The sequence below is a fragment of the Streptomyces sp. NPDC059832 genome (assembly GCF_042731715.1).
Taxonomy (GTDB): Bacteria; Actinomycetota; Actinomycetes; order Streptomycetales; family Streptomycetaceae; genus Streptomyces.
The window spans coordinates 1-16208 of sequence record NZ_JBHWIY010000059.1; the positions used below are offsets into that span (position 1 = coordinate 1).

14 protein-coding genes and 7 pseudogenes are annotated in these 16208 nt (G+C 67.6%); 14 read left to right on the forward strand and 7 right to left on the reverse strand.

The window, feature by feature from the left end:
* Window positions 1-83: 83 nt before the first annotated feature.
* The 4 genes and pseudogenes from ACFV8T_RS42890 to ACFV8T_RS42905 form a co-directional block, all read left to right on the forward strand.
* Window positions 84-304 (forward strand): annotated as a pseudogene (locus ACFV8T_RS42890) (SpoIIE family protein phosphatase); the annotation flags it as partial.
* 1060 nt (window positions 305-1364) lie between these two features.
* Window positions 1365-1460: pseudogene (locus ACFV8T_RS42895) on the forward strand (hypothetical protein); the annotation flags it as partial.
* Window positions 1461-1575: 115 nt separating this feature from the next.
* Window positions 1576-1659, forward strand: a pseudogene (locus ACFV8T_RS42900) (group II intron maturase-specific domain-containing protein); the annotation flags it as partial.
* Between the two features lie 153 nt (window positions 1660-1812).
* Window positions 1813-2298 (forward strand): HNH endonuclease, encoded by a 486-nt coding sequence (locus tag ACFV8T_RS42905; RefSeq protein ID WP_385338713.1) that lies wholly within the window; start codon window positions 1813-1815, stop codon window positions 2296-2298.
* A 94-nt stretch (window positions 2299-2392) separates the two neighbouring features.
* On the opposite strand, the gene ACFV8T_RS42910 is transcribed toward ACFV8T_RS42905, so the two are convergent.
* The gene (locus ACFV8T_RS42910) at window positions 2393-3676 is read right to left on the reverse strand and encodes a phosphatase PAP2 family protein (protein WP_385338654.1); all 1284 of its coding nucleotides are present in this window, start codon (window positions 3674-3676) and stop codon (window positions 2393-2395) included.
* A 472-nt stretch (window positions 3677-4148) separates the two neighbouring features.
* Between ACFV8T_RS42910 and ACFV8T_RS42915 the strand changes: the two genes are divergently transcribed.
* On the forward strand, window positions 4149-4388 hold the full coding sequence (locus ACFV8T_RS42915; protein ID WP_385338656.1) for a hypothetical protein: 240 nt from the start codon (window positions 4149-4151) through the stop codon (window positions 4386-4388).
* A 234-nt stretch (window positions 4389-4622) separates the two neighbouring features.
* Entirely contained in the window at window positions 4623-4925 is a 303-nt protein-coding gene (locus ACFV8T_RS42920) for a hypothetical protein (RefSeq protein WP_385338659.1), read from the forward strand.
* A 114-nt stretch (window positions 4926-5039) separates the two neighbouring features.
* On the opposite strand, the gene ACFV8T_RS42925 is transcribed toward ACFV8T_RS42920, so the two are convergent.
* Both ACFV8T_RS42925 and ACFV8T_RS42930 read right to left on the reverse strand, forming a co-directional pair.
* The gene (locus ACFV8T_RS42925; protein WP_385338662.1) at window positions 5040-5315 is read right to left on the reverse strand and encodes a hypothetical protein; all 276 of its coding nucleotides are present in this window, start codon (window positions 5313-5315) and stop codon (window positions 5040-5042) included.
* Between the two features lie 7 nt (window positions 5316-5322).
* Window positions 5323-5493 (reverse strand): hypothetical protein, encoded by a 171-nt coding sequence (locus tag ACFV8T_RS42930; RefSeq protein WP_385338665.1) that lies wholly within the window; start codon window positions 5491-5493, stop codon window positions 5323-5325.
* Between the two features lie 96 nt (window positions 5494-5589).
* Between ACFV8T_RS42930 and ACFV8T_RS42935 the strand changes: the two genes are divergently transcribed.
* The 6 genes and pseudogenes from ACFV8T_RS42935 (at window position 5590) to ACFV8T_RS42960 (ending at window position 10960) form a co-directional block, all read left to right on the forward strand.
* Window positions 5590-5856 (forward strand): hypothetical protein, encoded by a 267-nt coding sequence (locus tag ACFV8T_RS42935; protein WP_385338668.1) that lies wholly within the window; start codon window positions 5590-5592, stop codon window positions 5854-5856.
* Window positions 5829-6059: pseudogene (locus tag ACFV8T_RS42940) on the forward strand (DDE-type integrase/transposase/recombinase); the annotation flags it as partial. The gene ACFV8T_RS42935 and the pseudogene ACFV8T_RS42940, both read left to right, overlap by 28 nt.
* Before the next feature lie 27 nt (window positions 6060-6086).
* Window positions 6087-6922, forward strand: a pseudogene (locus ACFV8T_RS42945) (transposase); the annotation flags it as partial.
* 250 nt (window positions 6923-7172) lie between these two features.
* Complete coding sequence (locus ACFV8T_RS42950) at window positions 7173-7742, forward strand: 2Fe-2S iron-sulfur cluster-binding protein (protein WP_385338669.1); 570 nt, start codon at window positions 7173-7175, stop codon at window positions 7740-7742.
* A complete protein-coding gene (locus tag ACFV8T_RS42955) occupies window positions 7739-8722 on the forward strand; it encodes an FAD binding domain-containing protein (protein ID WP_385338672.1) in 984 nt (327 codons plus the stop codon). Before ACFV8T_RS42950 ends, ACFV8T_RS42955 begins: the two co-directional genes overlap by 4 nt.
* A 9-nt stretch (window positions 8723-8731) precedes the next feature.
* On the forward strand, window positions 8732-10960 hold the full coding sequence (locus ACFV8T_RS42960) for a molybdopterin cofactor-binding domain-containing protein (RefSeq protein ID WP_385338675.1): 2229 nt from the start codon (window positions 8732-8734) through the stop codon (window positions 10958-10960).
* A gap of 352 nt (window positions 10961-11312) precedes the next feature.
* Here the strand turns inward: ACFV8T_RS42960 and ACFV8T_RS42965 are convergent, their stop codons facing one another.
* Together ACFV8T_RS42965 and ACFV8T_RS42970 are read right to left on the reverse strand one after the other, a co-directional pair.
* On the reverse strand, window positions 11313-11486 hold the full coding sequence (locus tag ACFV8T_RS42965) for a DUF6188 family protein (protein ID WP_385338678.1): 174 nt from the start codon (window positions 11484-11486) through the stop codon (window positions 11313-11315).
* Window positions 11486-12586: pseudogene (locus ACFV8T_RS42970) on the reverse strand (IS256 family transposase); the annotation flags it as partial. The pseudogene ACFV8T_RS42970 and the gene ACFV8T_RS42965, both read right to left, overlap by 1 nt.
* Here ACFV8T_RS42970 and ACFV8T_RS42975 point away from each other — a divergent pair.
* Together ACFV8T_RS42975 and ACFV8T_RS42980 are read left to right on the forward strand one after the other, a co-directional pair.
* Complete coding sequence (locus ACFV8T_RS42975) at window positions 12587-13285, forward strand: hypothetical protein (protein ID WP_385338681.1); 699 nt, start codon at window positions 12587-12589, stop codon at window positions 13283-13285. It abuts the pseudogene before it with no gap.
* 413 nt (window positions 13286-13698) lie between these two features.
* The gene (locus ACFV8T_RS42980; protein WP_385338684.1) at window positions 13699-14658 is read left to right on the forward strand and encodes a DUF5996 family protein; all 960 of its coding nucleotides are present in this window, start codon (window positions 13699-13701) and stop codon (window positions 14656-14658) included.
* Window positions 14659-15243: 585 nt separating this feature from the next.
* Here ACFV8T_RS42980 and ACFV8T_RS42985 read toward each other — a convergent pair.
* Together ACFV8T_RS42985 and ACFV8T_RS42990 are read right to left on the reverse strand one after the other, a co-directional pair.
* Window positions 15244-15561 (reverse strand): annotated as a pseudogene (locus tag ACFV8T_RS42985) (helicase associated domain-containing protein); the annotation flags it as partial.
* Between the two features lie 154 nt (window positions 15562-15715).
* Window positions 15716-15916: a hypothetical protein gene (locus tag ACFV8T_RS42990; protein WP_385338686.1), complete on the reverse strand. Its 201-nt coding sequence runs from the start codon at window positions 15914-15916 to the stop codon at window positions 15716-15718.
* Window positions 15917-16208: the final 292 nt, after the last annotated feature.

A 16208-nucleotide genomic window follows, 5' to 3' on the forward strand; every position in this document is an offset into this window, starting at 1 on the left:
GTTCCGTCACAGGCGTACCGGCCTCACGGCCCGCCAAGACATCGCCGTACGGTCACCAGTGACAGCCCTCACTCCCCTGACCAGGTAATCCTCACCCAGTGACCAGCGTGCTGCGGGTGCCGCCCCCGGCGCCCCGATCGGTGTCGGCGGGGTGGACTTCGAGGCCGTCGAGCTGGACGCGCCCGTGGGCGCCACGCTGCTGCTGTACACCGACGGCCTGGTGGAGTCCCGGCTGCGGGACGTGTGGACCGGGGTCGAGCAGTTGCGCGAACGGCTCGCAACCGCTGCCCATCGAGTTGGCCCTGGTCGAGCGACCAGTACCCGGCGCGGACGCCGACGGACTTCATCTTCGAGATGAAGTCCTTCACCGGCCGCATGACGAAGGGGAGCCGGAACAAGGTCGGGGAATCGCCAGCAAGGGCAGCTCAACTGAACCCCGCCCCCGCCTGATCCCGGCCCGGAAACAGGCCGCGACGGAGCTCGCCGCGCGCTGACCTCACACAGGCCGGCAACAGGAGCATCCGGACAGGTCCCCACCACCAGCCCCATGCCCCATGCGTCCGGGCCTCCATCGACGGCGACCGTGGCGATGCCGAAGCCAGCGCGAGCGACGCCGACAGCGGACAGTCGCCGACGAGAGCGCTCAGACTGGCCAACCACAGCGCTCAGCGTGCGACACGAAGTCGCTCCAGGTAAGTGAGGACAGCCACGTGAAGGAGGTATCGATCGGCTGAACTTCGGGCCGGTGTCCCAGGCCCGTCCTCGTGCTCCCATGCGTCGCTGGTAACGGCGGGGTGTGAAGCGGAGCGTTCAAGCCCAAGAGCGTCCCGGCCATCGGGGTGCAACAGGCGAGGGGAAGGCTGGACGGGTGAACGCAAGTGAACCTTTGATGATGCCCCGTGACTTTGAGACCGCGTCGATGGCGTGTTGGCGGCGGTCACAGGACCCGGTGCTGGAAGGCACCAAGTGACCTTCGGGTAACTGAGCCCGGAGGGAGGACACCGCTGGTCCCGTGGTAGAGGGGGCGCCCACCCCAGCCGCGTCTTACTGGTGCGGAACGTGGAAACCCCGACGGGGTCCAAGCCCCGGCTTGGTGGGCCGACCGCAAGGGAGGTTGAAGTCCCCTGCGGGAGAAGGAAGATCCACGAAGCGAAGGCCGGCAGGCCGAAAGGCCGGAGGAAACCGGGAGATCGGGACCTTCACCCGCTCTCGCATAACTCGCCGGATACGGGCCCTGGCGGCCCGGCCTGAAAGGGTGCCCACGTGGATCAGGTGAGCCTTTGAAGTCACCACTGCAAGGAAGCCGGAACCGAGGGACAAGTTAGACACCGAAGGCGAACATGGAGGTCACGGCACCTGTCGTGATGCCCTCGCCTGCGGTGAACGGACCCGAGGGCGACTTACTCGACTGGCACGGCATCGACTGGGCCACCTGCGAGGAGAACGTACGGCGGCTGAGGCAGAGGATCTTCAAGGCAACGCAGGAAGAGGACTGGAAATCGCACGGGCGGAAAGCTGATCATCAAGCCGGGCACAGCGGCTTGCGCGGGGCTCCGGGTGCGACTGCGGACCGAGGTGAAGGCCCTGCATGGGGCCAATGCCGAGGCCGTGTTGCGCAGGCTGACCCCGATCGTTCGCGGTTGGGCTGCCTACTACCAGGCGGTGGCATCCAGCGACGACGTTCTCGTCGTTGGATCACTACATGTGGCGCCTGACCTTCAAATGGGCCGGACGAAGCCACCGCAACAAGTCGGGGCACTGGGTCGTGGACCGGTACTTCGGCGGTTCCACCCGTCCCGGCGAGACCGGTGGGTGTTCGGCGACCGCGACAGCGGCGCCTTCCTCATCAAGTTCGCCTGGACCGGCATCGTCCGCCACCAGCTCATCAAGGGCGGAGCGTCCCCGGACGACCCCGCGCTGACCGAGTACTGGCGGGATCGCCGCCGCAGGAAAGCGCCGCCGCCGATGGACAAGACGAGTCTTCTCCTGGCGGTCCGGCAGCAGGGGCTCTGTCCTCTCTGCAAGCAGGCGCTGATCGTCGGAGCCGAATACGAACCGGACAGCCCACGCGAGTGGATCAACTGGTTCGCGGCCTCGAAGAAGATGCTCCACAAGCATCACTTCACCTGCCGGCGAGACGGCGGCACGGACGAGCGGAACAACCCTCGCCTCGTGCACTCCGAATGCCACCGCCAGCACCACGCTGGCGACAGCAAACGGCCACACAACCCTGCTGACCTGCGAAGCCCTCGTGGCTTGCTTGAGCCGGATGCACTGAAGGTGCACGTCCGGTCCTGAGGGGGCCGGGTCACGGCAACGTGATCCGGCTACCCGACCACACTCCCGGCCCCCACCCGGGAGGCGCTCAGCCCACGACTCGCTGCAACATGACTCAAACCAGTTCGGGCTGCGGTTCGCGTCGCGGTTCCGGCAGATACGCCGACGCGGCCTTCCGGTCCCACAGCTTGGTGGTCCGTACGTAGCCGTAGACCACTGAGGTCATCGCCAGAATGAGCAGCGGCCCGAACACCCACGGATGTCCGGCCATCTCCACCGACAGATAGCGATACGACGCCAAGAGCCCAGCGAAGACCGCGGCGCCGTAGGCGACCAGCTGGATTCCCGACCGGTCCCAGCCACGGTCGAGCGACCGCAGTGCCGCCTCGATCGTGAGCGTGAACACCACGCCGGCAATGATGTCCGCGCCGTAGTGGTAGCCGAAGCCCAGCGTTGCGCCGAGCGTGGCAACCAGCCAGAACGCGCCCGCGAATTGCAGAATCCGTGGCCCCTTGCGGGAATGGATGAAGATCGCGGTGGCCCACGCCGTGTGCAGGCTGGGCATGCAGTTGCGCGGAGTGATCTCGTCGAATGTCATGTGGTGCGGGGTACCGATCGGCGGCGGCGTGTCCGGCCACAGGTTGGCCACCGCCCAGTGCCCCCCGTCCGCGCCGTAGGCGAAGATCGGTCCGACCACCGGGAAGATCATGTAGATGCCCGGCCCGAGCAGGCCGATGACCAGGAAGGTGCGTACCAGATGATGGCCCGGGAAGCGGCGCTCGACCGCCACGTTGCGCAGCTGGTACAGCGCGACGACGACCGCGGCCACCGCGAGCTGAATGTAGACCCAGTCGAGAACGTGGGAGCCGACCGTGCCAGTAGCCGCGACAATCCGGCCTACCAGCCACGACGGGTTACCCAACGCATGATCGGCGGTTGCCACGTACTGGTCGAGCACCGCCGGGCGGGTCTTCGACGTGATCAGCAGCCAGGTGTAGCCGGTCTTGCGGCCGGCCACCAGTAGCAGGGCCAGTCCGACGCCTTTCAGCAGCAGGACGCGGTCCCGGTCGGTGCGGCGCGTGACAGCGATGACGGCACAGGCCAAAGTCACCCACAACGCGCCGTTGCCGAACATCATCTCGGCGTCGACCGCCCACCGCACGAGCCAGAAGACGACGTCGATGCCGATCGCGGCGCCGGCCGCGATGAACCGCTGCCGCCAGGTGAGCACCACCATCATCAACGCCATACTGACGTACAACACCGTCCCCGATTTGGGGGCGAATATCACCTCTCGCGCCTGGTCGGTGATCGGCCCCGGCTCGCCGTACCGACGCGCGGCGACCTCCAGCGCAATGAGGAATCCGAGGGCCGCCACACTCACCGCGACCCACAGCATGACGCGTGGTTGACGCCATGCAGCGAATCTAGTTCTGCCGTCTATTCGCGAAAACATTCGCGTTACCGTAGATATCAATTTCAGCCGCTTTGTCATATTTCAATGTGATCGTTGCGAGCTCGAACATGCTAACGGAACGGGTGGGTTTCGCTGATCACAGGTACGCCGAATACAGCGATCAGCTCCCCTTTCCCCGCGGCCACGGCGGACATGAAACGCCGCGCGCCCCGCACCAGGGGCATTGCGCAGTCGTGAACGGGCCGGTTCGTCTGCCTCATGCGTGACGTGGCGTCATGTCCCGGCCTGGTCCGGGATGTCCCCCGGGAAGCAGAGCAGGCACGGTGCCGGTGATCATGTGGTTGTCGAAGACCCAGGAGGACCGAGCGAGACCGTGCCTGCCCGGACATCATCGCCCATGCCCTCCGGGAGAACGCAGCGCTCAGTTGGTGGCCGAGAGCGATGTAGCACTGGTGTGCGGCGAGACGCTGGCGAGCCGACGCTGGAGGAACTCATTGAGGCGGCTGCGGAACACGACACCCGTCTGGTGATCTTCGCCGTGACCGGATGTCACTTCGCGGAGGAGTACTGCCGTACGTTCGGCGTCGACACGGTCGTCGCCGAGCCACAGCCGCAGTACCTGTTCCAGGGCCCCTCGACATTGGAGATCTGCAGGAAAGACGTCCTCGGGCAATCCCTCCATGGTGAGCACTGAACGAAGTCGCCGTGCGAGGTGGAAGACGACGCCCGGAGGCGGCGATTCGTCTCCGGGGTGCTCCCCATCCTCCTGGCCGCAGTCCTGTGACGAAGCACCGGGACCGCGGCGAACTTCGCCCCGGCAGAAGCCTCCGCCTTCTCCATCGGCGCGGCCAACATGGGCATTGGAGGCCTGGTGCTCCTGGCCGCCGCCGGTCGTTCCGTGTTTCCGTTGCTGCGCGGCGGACCCCGCGTGTGGCGAACCATCGTGGCGGGTGCCGTCGCCGTGGCGGTGTACCCCTTGGCCTACTACAAGTCGGTGGACCTCACCGGTATCGCGATGGGAACCGTGGTCACGGTCGGCTCGCCCCCGGCGTTCACCAAACTCTGCGAGGTGATCGGGGAAAGAGCACTGCCGCATGCGAGGTGGGTGGGCGCGAGCGCGGTGTCCACCCTCGGCGTGGCCCTCGTCGTCCTCGGACAGCGCCACCCCGACGAAGGGTCACACGGCATCTGGGAAACAGCCACGATCATTCTCCCGCCCGACGATCCGTGATCGGCTCAGCGCATATGGATTCCACCGCACGTTCCCCCTTCATCGGCATCCTTCGTACTCATCCCCGCATACGGCTGGGCTCATCCCACACCCACACCAGCGGGCGATGCTTGGCTACTCGTCAGTGGCTGGCGTTACGTGTGCTGGCGACGCGATGGCACGTGGAGATGGCTGAGGCCGAGTGGGAAGGACCCGGATGTTGGAGGACCAGTCCGCGAGCTGCTTGCGAAGCTGCCGGTTCTCCATCTGTGACTGGCACAGCGCGCCAACGAGCGCTTCGACATCGACCCGCAGCTGTTTGTTTTCCTCGGCGTCGGCTGCGCGCAGTTCCTTCAGCTTGACCACCTGCTTGCGCAGCCGCTTCTCGGCATCCGGCGTTTCGCCACGCACACCACCCTTACCTCATCCGGGTCACGGTGAGGGTGCCGTGCCGGCCGGACCCGGTCAGCACCTCCACGACCGGGTCCGTCTCCACCCGCGTATACGGCTCGCCCTCCGCCCGCCGCTTCCCCACCAATTCGGCGGGCAGGTCGTCCTCCGGATTCCGCCACATGCCGGCGCCCACCACCCAGGCCTCCCGCCGACGCAAGCGGACTGGGGTGGGGTCAGCGGGCATCTGCTCGGGCAGTGGATCGCCGAGCAGCGACGCGCCTACGCGGCCGGGATGCTGGCGGCCGGGCGGGTCGCCGAGCTGGAGCAGTTCGGGATGGTGTGGTCGGAGCAGGAGGCGGCCTGGGCGGACGGGGTCTCCGTCGCCCGCATGTACGCCGCCGTCCACGGGCGCTTCCTCCCTCCAACCACCGCGGTGTGGGAGGGGCATCCGATCGGGGTGTGGGCGAAGAACGCCCGCGCGGCAGCGCGTAGGGCGCGGGAGAACGAGGAGCTCCGTGCGGCCGGGCGGCCAGGTGGTGCGGCGACATCACCTGCATAGCGGTCGGCGCGACGTGGCTCTACCTCGCCCCGGTCATCGACATCTGGTCGAGGAAGGCGGTGGGCTGGTCGATCGCCGACCACATACGCACCTCCTTGGTCACCGACGCGATCGAGATGGCCGCTGCCGCCCGCGGCGGCCGGGTCCACGGCGTCGTCCTCCACACCGACAGGGGCACCCGGGGCGGGATTCAATCGATCGTCGCAACACCTTGATCGAGAGGTAAAGCGATGGGCGTCTTGGAGCACCAGAAGCGGGTGCGTGCGTATCGCGGGCAGATTCCGTCGCCGGGTAGGCCGACGGTGGCCTGGCGTGAGGACAGGGTAAAGTTCTGGGCGGCGATTGCCCGTGGTGTCAAGACCGAGGACGCGTGTGTCGAGGCCCGTGTGTCCGCGCCGGTGGGGTTCCGCTGGTTCCGGAACGCTGGCGGTGTGAATCCGCGTCTTCCAGCCGAAGTCTCTGGACGGTACCTGTCGTTCGCCGAACGGGAGGACATCGCGATCTGGCATGCCCAGGGTGTCAGCGGCCGAGAGATCGCCCGCAGACTGGGGCGGGATCCGTCGACGATCTCGCGCGAGCTGCGCCGTAACGCGTCTACCCGCACCTACAAGTTGGACTACCGGGCTTCGACTGCGCAGTGGCACGCCGAACGCCGTGCCCGGCGGCCGAAGGCCGCCAAGCTCGTCCGCAATCAGCGGCTGCGTGACTATGTCCAGGCACGGCTGTCCGGGGACATCACCGACGCCGACGGTCAGCCAGTGGGTCTGGCCGGCCCGACGTGGAAGGGACGGAACCACATCGCGGGGACCGACGCTGGGCGACGGCGTGGAGCCCGGAGCGGATTGCCCAGCGCCTGCCGGTCGAGTTCCCCGATGATGAAGACATGCGGATCAGCCACGAGGCGATCGGTTATCAGGCGCTCTACGTCGAGGGGCGTGGTGCGCTCAAGCGTGAGTTGGTGGCCTGTCTGCGCACCGGACGCGCCCTGCGGGTGCCCAGGGCACGCAACCGGCAGAAGGCATGGGCCCATGTCACCGACGGGGTACTCATCAGTGAGCGTCCCGCCGCACCGAAGCCGCCCTTACCGATGCCCAGCTCACCGGGCAGCTGACCCAACGCGTCCTCCCGCTCACCGGCCCCCTCCGGGCTTGAGGTACAGCACCGTCCGAGTGAACCCGTGGCGGTGTCGTCCGTCCTGGCCCGCCCATCGGCTGGATGATGGGCGGGCATGGCCCCGGGCAGGCCACGCTTCGCGCCCCACAGTGGCGACGTATATCCAGGGTGACACCCGCACCCAGCGAGGAAGGCGGGCTGCGATGAGTGATTCGGATCCGGGCGCCGCGGGGCGGAGCCAGGGCGAGATGGCCCAACTCTCGACGATCGAGTTGAACGTCAACCATCAGGTGCAACGGCTTGAAGTGGACCCACGGACCTCGCTGCTAGACGCGCTGCGCGAACACCTGCGCCTGAGCGGGACCAAGAAGGGGTGTGATCACGGGCAGTGCGGTGCCTGCACAGTGCTGATCAACGGCCGACGCGTCAACTCTTGTTTGACGCTCGCCGTGATGCATGAGGACGACGAGATCGTGACGATCGAAGGCCTGGGCGATCCCGATGATCTGCACCCCATGCAACGTGCCTTCGTCGAGCGTGACGGCTTCCAATGCGGCTACTGCACTCCCGGCCAGATCTGTTCGGCTGTCGGCATGCTCGCCGAGGTGGAGGCAGGCTGGCCCAGCCACGCCACCGCTGACGTGACCTCGCCGCGGATCGCGTTGACCGATGAGGAGATCCGCGAGCGGATGAGCGGCAACATCTGTCGGTGCGCCGCCTATCCGAACATCGTCGCGGCCATCCGTGGCATCGCGGTGGGAGGCCCGGAATGAGATCCTTCACGTACGAGCGAGCAACCGACGTACAGGCCGCCGTTGCTGCGGTGTCCAGAACCGGCGCGAAGTTCATCAGCGGCGGCACCAACCTGCTCGACCTGATGAAGCTCGACATCGAGAGGCCCAGCCATCTGGTCGACATCAGCCGGCTTCCGTTGCGGGACATCGAGGAGCTCCCGGACAGCGGACTGCGTATCGGGGCCCAGGCGGCGAATTCCGATGTGGCCGCCGATGCCCGAGTGCGCACCCGCTACCCGGTGCTGTCGGAGGCACTGGTGGCCGGAGCCTCGGGCCAACTGCGCAACAAGGCGTCCACCGGGGGAAATCTGCTGCAGCGCACTCGCTGCCCCTACTTCTACGACACAGCTGCGGGCTGCAACAAACGGGATCCCGGTTCCGGATGCTCGGCGATCGGCGGATTCAACCGGATTCACGCCCTCCTCGGCGTCAGCGACTCCTGCATCGCCACCCACCCCTCGGACATGGCCGTCGCGATGACCGTGCTGGAGGCGGAGATCGAGCTGCTCGACGCCGACGGGTCGGTACGCCGCGTCGCCATCGCAGACTTCTACCGGCTGCCCGGCGATACGCCGCACATCGAGACCGTGCTGCGTCCTCGCGAGATGATCACGAGCGTGCTCCTTCCCCCACCCCCGTCGGGCCGGCAGACCTACCGCAAGGTGCGAGACCGGGCGTCGTACGAGTTCGCGCTGGTCTCCGTGGCGGCTGTCGTCTCGACCGATCAGGGAGTGATCAGTGAGGCGCGGGTGGCTTTCGGCGGTGTGGCGCACAAGCCCTGGCGGCCCATCGAGGCGGAGGCCGCGCTGACCGGCCGTCCCGCCACGATGGTCACCTATCGCGCCGCCGCCGAGGCCGCGATGCGCGACGCCGTGGGGCAGGGGCACAACGACTTCAAGATCGAGCTGGCCAAACGCACGCTGTGCCGCACGCTGGCGCAAGCGGCTCAGGCAAGCTGAGGAGACGAGATGATCGGGCAAGCACTGAACCGCGTCGACGGCCCGTTGAAGGTCTCAGGCCGGGCCACATACGCCTACGAGCAGTGGGGGGCCGGCCAACCTCTTTACGGGTTCATCGTCGGCGCGACGATCGGCAAAGGCCGCATCACCCGGATCGACACCGAGAGCGCCGAACGCGCACCTGGCGTAAAGATGGTGATGACCTATCACAATGCCCCCGCCCAAGGTGTCCGTGATGAGTCCGTTCCGTCCGAATACTGGCGCGCCCAGCCGGTGCTGACCGGCCCCGACATCCACTACTACGGCGAGCCGGTGGCACTCGTCGTCGCCACGGCCCTCGAACAGGCCCGAGCGGGGGCCGATCTGGTCGAAGTCAAATACACCGGCGGGCGCGGACGTTTCAACTTTGCCGAGCAGGAAGACGAGGTGTACATCCCGAAAGTGGTCAACGCCGGTATCCCCACCGACACTGCGGTCGGCGATTTCGATGCAGGGTTCGACAGCGCGGCGGTGAAGGTCGACCAGCAGTACACGACGCCGTACGAGTTCTCGATGCCGATGGAACCGCACGCGTGTCTGGTGGAACCGCGCGACGAGGACCTGGTCGTCTACGTCAGCTGCCAGATCGTCGATGCGGCGCGGGCCTCGGTCGCCGGCACGCTTCGGATCGACCCGGAGCGGGTCCACATCGTCACACCCTTCGTCGGCGGGGGATTCGGCTCCAAGCTGGGCGTCCATTCCGAGACGATCCTGGCGGCGCTCGCCGCTCGCGAGTTGCGCCAACCGGTCAAGGTCGCGATGACCAGGCAGCAGATCTTCCAGCTCGTCGGCAACCGTCCGACATCCAGCCAGCGGGTTCGACTGGGCGCGGAGCAGGACGGACGGCTGACCGCGATCGCCCATGACGTCACCATGCACACCAACCCCGACGTGGAGTACGCCGAGCAGACCGCCGCCACGACCCGCAGTCTTTACGCCGCGCCCCACCGGTTGACCAGCCACCGGCTTGCGCCGCTCGATCTGCCGCCTGGGACGGACGTACGCGCGCCGGGCGAAGCGCCGGGCATGCTGGCGGTCGAGTCGGCGATGGACGAGCTGGCCCACGCGCTAGCGATGGACCCGGTCGAGCTACGGATCCTCAACGAGCCCACCGTCGATCCCGAGCGAGACGTGCCGTACAGCGACCGGCACCTGGTCGAGTGCCTGCGCGAAGGTGCGCGCCGGTTCGGCTGGGAGCACCGCCCCGCCACCCCGGCGAGTGTGCGCGACGGGCGGTGGTTGGTCGGCTACGGCATGTCGGCCGCCATCCGTGGGCACTTCCAAGGGCCGGCAGCAGCGCGGGTGCGGTTTGAGGCTGACGGCACCGCCGTCGTCCAGACGGACATGACCGATCTCGGCACGGGCACGTACACCGTCCTGACTCAGGTCGCGTCCGACGGGCTCGGACTGCCGCCCGATCGGGTGCGGATCGAGCTCGGGCGTTCCGAGTTTCCCACCAGCTGGGGGTCCGGCGGCTCGTGGGGCGCCGCCAGTTCGAGCAATGCGGTGCATGGTGCGTGTATGGCCCTGCGCGAGCAGCTCCTGATCGCGGCGCGCGGCGACACACGCTCACCCCTGCATGGCCTGGACCCGGCAGACGCCGTGTTCTCGGATGGCAACGTGGTTGTCGGCAGAGCGTCCGAGGCACTGAGCGAGATCGTCGCACGCAACCATCCGGAAGGGTTCGAGGCGGAGGGCGGTACCCGCTTCATGGGCGATGATCCGAACTACTCGGACTACTCGATCAACACCTACGGGGCCCATTTTGCTGAAGTGGGGGTCGACGCGGACACTGCCGAGATCCGTCTGCGGCGGATGCTCGGCGTGTTCTCGGTGGGCCGCGTGCTCAACGCGAAGACGGCTCGCTCGCAGCTGATCGGCGGCATGATCTGGGGAGCCGGCGCGGCCCTCGAAGAAGAGGCCGTGGTCGACCTGCGATCCGGCGCCTTCGTCAACCGGGACTTTGCGCAATACCTGGTGCCGGTCCACGCCGACGTCCCCGACGTCGACGCGGTCGTCCTTGACGGGTACGACGACAAGGCCAACGTCCTGGGCGCGAAGGGCGTCGGCGAGCTGGGCATCTGCGGGGCCGGTGCGTCGGTCGCCAACGCGGTGTTCAACGCCACCGGCGTGCGCGTCCGCGACTTCCCCATCACTATCGAGAAGGTGCTGCCCGGTCTACCACTGATGGACAACTGAGCCCTTTCCAACCTCTCTTGGTCGAGAACCCGTCTACCAGGAGCTTCGTCGTCGCGCAGGGCTGTCCAACTTGCGGCCGTCACCGCCAGGTTGGAAAAGGCTCATTGCTCGCCGTGGTGGCGTAAGGGATTGCCACGTTCGTGAGACTGAGCGGTTCCGCCCCCGAACTGAGACCGCGGAAGAACCGCCGGTCAGCGGGTACGGCCGGTGTCACGAGCGGCGAGAACCTACAGGAGCTGTTGTAGGATCTCACATTTCGTGGCGGAATCTCGTGGATCTTGGCGGGGTGTTGGCGGATGCGCCACCCGTCTGAGATCCGGAAGTGTCCCGTCGCACTCCAGCTGGCAGATTCTCAATGCTCTGCAGACCGACCTTGCGGATTCTCATTCGCCGCGGAGGCGGACCAGACGCCGGGGCCGCCTCCTGGCAGGGACACGAACCGCCATCCTCCAGGTCCTGTGATCTGCCACGCCTCGAACGCCGCATCGGTTGGACACGTCAGATGCGTGCCATCCTCGAACACCATTTCAGGGCGGCCTGCTCGTTGGGGAAGTGGCCGCGGGCCTTGACCGCCCGCCGGATCCGGGCATTCACCGATTCGATCGCGTTGGTCGTGCAGACGATGCGGCGGATCTCGGTGTCGAATCGGAGGAACGGGGTGAACTCCTCCCAGGCGTTCTCCCAGAGTCTGACGATCGCCGGATACTTCCTGCCCCACGTGTCGGCGAGCTCGGCGAATCGTTCGAGCGCGGCCTCCTCGGTCGGCGCCGTACAGACCGGCTTGAGAGTCCTGGCGATCTTGTCCCAGTCCTGGCGGGCGGCACATCGGAAGGAGTTCCGGAGCAGGTGGACCACGCAGGTCTGCACGATCGTCCTCGGCCAGACGGTCTCGACCGCGTCGGGCAGGCCCTTCAGCCCGTCGCAAACGAGCATGAGGACGTCGTTGACGCCGCGGTTCTTGATCTCGGTGAGGATGTGCATCCAGTGCTTGGCGCCCTCGCCGCCGTCCCCGGCCCACAAGCCGAGGATCTCGCGCCGGCCCTCGACGGTGACGGCCAGGGCCACGTAGATCGGCCTGTTGGCGACGGCGCCGTCGCGGATCTTCACGTGGATGGCGTCGATGAACACGACCGGACAGACCAGGTCGAGCGGGCGGTTCTGCCATTCGGCCATGCCCTCGAGGACCTTGTCGGTGATCGTCTGGCGGGAGACGTCGGCGCCATGGACCTCCGCGAGGTGGGCCTGGACCTCGCCCGTGGTCAGGCCCTTCGCCGACAGGGAGATGACCATCTCGTCCACCCCGGACAGGCGCTTCTGCCGCTTCTTGACGATCTTCGGCTCGAAGGACCCGTCCCGGTCGCGAGGGACGGACATCTCCACCGGACCGACGTCCGTCAGCACGGTCTTCGCCCGGGAGCCGTTGCGGGAGTTCCCGCCGTTCTTCCCGGCCGGATCGTGCTTGTCATAGCCGAGATGGTCGGTGATCTCGCCCTCCAGGGCGGACTCCAGCAGCCGCTTCGTCAGCTGCTGGAGCAGTCCGCCCTCGCCGGTCGGCTGCAGTCCCTCGCACCACACACTCACGGACCGGAATGTCACGCGACGGACGATCACGGCAGCTTCACCCAATTGGGCAACAGGGTCATCGACGGCTTCTACAACCCCCGTCGCATCCAGAAACAGCTGGGCTGCCTCAGCCCGATCGAGTTCGAGGAAAAGCACTACGCCGACCAGGCAGCGAGCGAACAAGTGAACCTGAAACCACGTCAACCCGCTCTGACCAGCCAGTCAGCCACTCCCGCGCTGCGGGGGAACCTCAGGGCCGGCCTGAGCGGCATCGAGGACGTGGCCGACCTGCTGCGGGGACTCGCACCCGAGTTGGAAGCGCGGCCCAACACTCACGCCTGCCACCACCGATGCGGGCTGTTCTTCCTCGCGGGAGGGCTGGCCTTGCTCTCTCAGATGTGGTTACTGCCGGAAGCCGCCCGTGCCCATCCGCTCCAGGCATGGCCGTCCCAGATGGAGCGGGTCCCCAGCGGCGGGCGAGCGGTGCTTCTGCTTGCCCCCGACGGCAGTGTCGCGAGGGAGCTGAAATCGGACGTGCCGGACGAGGTGTGGTTCGAGATGATCGACGGTCGCGGCATGCTGTGGATAGCCGGGGATCTGCGCTTCAACTGCCTGGTGGCCGCTCCGGGCGGCCGCACCGTCTGGCGCGGCAAGGGAACCCCGTACGGCAGCCTGCGCCAGTCGGGCTCAGGCCTGCGCCCGTTGGATGAGGAGTTCGTCCGGGTGGTGACCCAGCAGGCTTTCGATAGCTGGCAGTTCTAGCCGGTTCCCCATCCGGCGATCCGGCAATCCGTCCTGACCGCCGAGACCGACGGCCTTTGTATACGGAAGTTCATCGGGAATCTCCATACATCTGCGCGGGCCCTGGCCGACGATGTTCTGGTCACCATTGGCCACGCATAACGTTCCAGGGTTGCCGTGTCATGGCGAGTGAGTTGCCCGCGGTCACCGTACTGTTCTCGTGCTGGATGGAGGGTGCGAGCCTCGCTACGGCCCCGAGCGATGCCCTTGGGACGCACTCACCCGTCAGGCCGCCGCAACGGTCCGGTGAAACTGGCGCAGCCCGATCCAGGGAACACCGGGGAGGGTGACAAGCGACCGCGGTAACGGGACGGGACGCGCCATGACTACCCGTGCGGGTCCGTTCAGCAAAGTCAGAGAGAAGGGTGATGACCATGGAACTGTTCCCGCCGATCCCGCTCGCCGAGTGGCGGGACACCAAGGAGACGCTCCACCGCTTCGCGCAGATCGTCGGGAAGATCCGTCTCGCCGCCAGCACCCGGCGCAACCATTGGTGGAATGTCCCGTTCCACCTCGCGGGGCGCGGTATCACGACGCGCCCGATGGGGCAGGTCGACGGCAACCCGATCTTCACGATGGACTTCGACTTCGTCGCGCATCGGCTGGTCATCTCGACGCTGGACGGCCGGGAGATCTCCTTTCCACTTGTCGGCCAGTCCGTTGCTTCCTTCCACGACGCGGTCATGGAGTCGCTGGCAGCGTTGGGCATCCAGGTGCGGCTGGACGTGCCCAGGCCCTTCGACCTGCCCGACTCCGCCCGGCCGTTCGCCGAGGACGCCGAACATGCGACATACGAGCCCGCGCAGGCCAACCGCTACTGGCGGGTCCTCAGCCAGGTGGCGTCGGTGCTGGAGGAATTCGCCGCAGGGTATTCGGGAAAGGTGAGCCCGGTGCACCACTTCTGGCACACCTTCGACATCGCGCACACCCGGTTCTCCGAGCGTCACATCGAGCAGCCTCAGCAGGTGGACCCTGTCACCCGGGAGGCATACTCCCGGGAGGTGATCAGCTTCGGCTTCTGGTTCGGGGACGACATCTTCCCCGCGCCCGCGTTCTACTCCTACACCGCTCCGGAGCCGGCGCACCTGGCCGAGGAGCCGCTCGAGCCCGCGGTGGCGCACTGGGTCGCCCGGAACGACAGCCACCTGGCCGTACTGCCGTACGACGAAGCCCGCGCCGAGGCCGACCCGCGTGGCGCTGTACTCGCCTTCTACGAGAGCGCGTACCGGGCCGGTGCCCGGCGCGCCGGATGGCCGATCGACCCGCTCGCATGCCCGGGCGGGGTGACGGACCCGAAACTGCGATCCCACAGTCCCCGCCCGGATTCCGACTGAGGCCCAACAGCAACCGCGAACCCCACGACAGCCTGCGGCGCGGGCCCCTCCTGCGGCACGCTGGAACCATGGGGCCGTTACCTGGAGTCCCGTGCAGGGAAGGCCTGTCGAGACGACGGGCCGGCAGGGGCGTAGGCGGCAGGGGCGTGGGCGGCAGGAGGGGCGGGCGGTGGCGTCGGTACCGTTGACGGCGGGTGATCCGGTGCAGGTGGGCCGGCGGCCGGCGGCCGGCGCCGACGACGCGCCGCCCTGTCCCTGGCGCTGCTGACCTTCGTCCTCACGGCGCTGTGAACCGAGTGCCAGGTTGACCGCCCACTTCGCATCCTGCGTCCGCTTCACCGGCCGCTCGTCCTCCCCGGCCGGTGTGATCTTGAGGGTGTTCTCCAACAGCCACTGCTGTACGGGCAGCAACTGCCACCCGAACCGCTGCGCGTTCACCCGGCGTCCGTGGTCCTCGCCCTGGACGACGATGTCGCCCGCAGCCGTGGGGAGGGTGCCGCCGGCCTGGACGTGGTTCTGGAGGAGGCGGTAGCAGCGCTGCCACTCGGTGTCCCACGCCGGGCACCATCCCGGATCGGTCGCGTCCAGCTCCTCCTGCCGGGTCTCGGTCATCGCACGTGCCGTCGACGGCACGGGGCGGGCGGCCGCGCGCAGTTCCTCGTTCTCCCGCGCCCTACGGGCCGCAGCGCGGGCGTTCTTCGCCCACACCCCGATCGGATGCCCGTCCCAGGTCGCGGTGGTCGGCGGGAGAAAGTGCCCGTGGGCGGCGGCGTACTCCTTGGCGACGGCAATCCCGTCCGCCCATGCGGCGTCCACACCATCCCGAGCCTTTCTAGCTCGCGGATACGCGCCGACCGCGCCCCAGTCCTTGGGTGTGACGACGGTGTATGGCACCCGCAGCACGGTGTTCCCGGTCTCGCGCAGCCACCGTCCGGCCGCCTCGATCCCGCGCCGCCAGTAGGCGCCTCCGGATCGATGGCCCGCAGCCGCACGAACCGGGCCAGGACAGCGGGGTCGCGCTCCTCGCTGAGCCGCAGCACCCCGGCCGCCGCCCCGCTCACCCGCACCCCGCCCCCTCTCCGCCCTCCAGGACGTCCCAGGCGTCGTCGCCGTCGTGCTCCTGGTCCAGGCGGCCGTCGGTGTCCTCCCGGCCGCTGCGGACACGGGGATCGGCCAGCGCCTCTATGGTGTCCGTATCGTGCGCCCGCAGCGCCCCGAGGACCTTCGAGAGGGTCTTGTAGGCTTCCGACGTCACCATTTCATCGCCACTTTCACCCGGCCCGAGGAATACCGGCACGATCAAAGTGGCGAGTTTCCCGCGCCCGGGACGCGTCCTCGGAGCACGCCCGACCATTTGCACGATGTCGACCATCGACCCACGCGCATCCGCGAAAAGAACCGCATCGCACTCCGCCGTATCCACTCCTTCGCCGAGGGATTTCTCCGATCAACCGGCAAGTAGATCAAGGAGACATGCTCTGACTGGAGAGTGGTGCGCTGCGGTCGGACTGTTGGGTGACCGGTAGAGCCTGCACCCTTGTTCAAGCCGC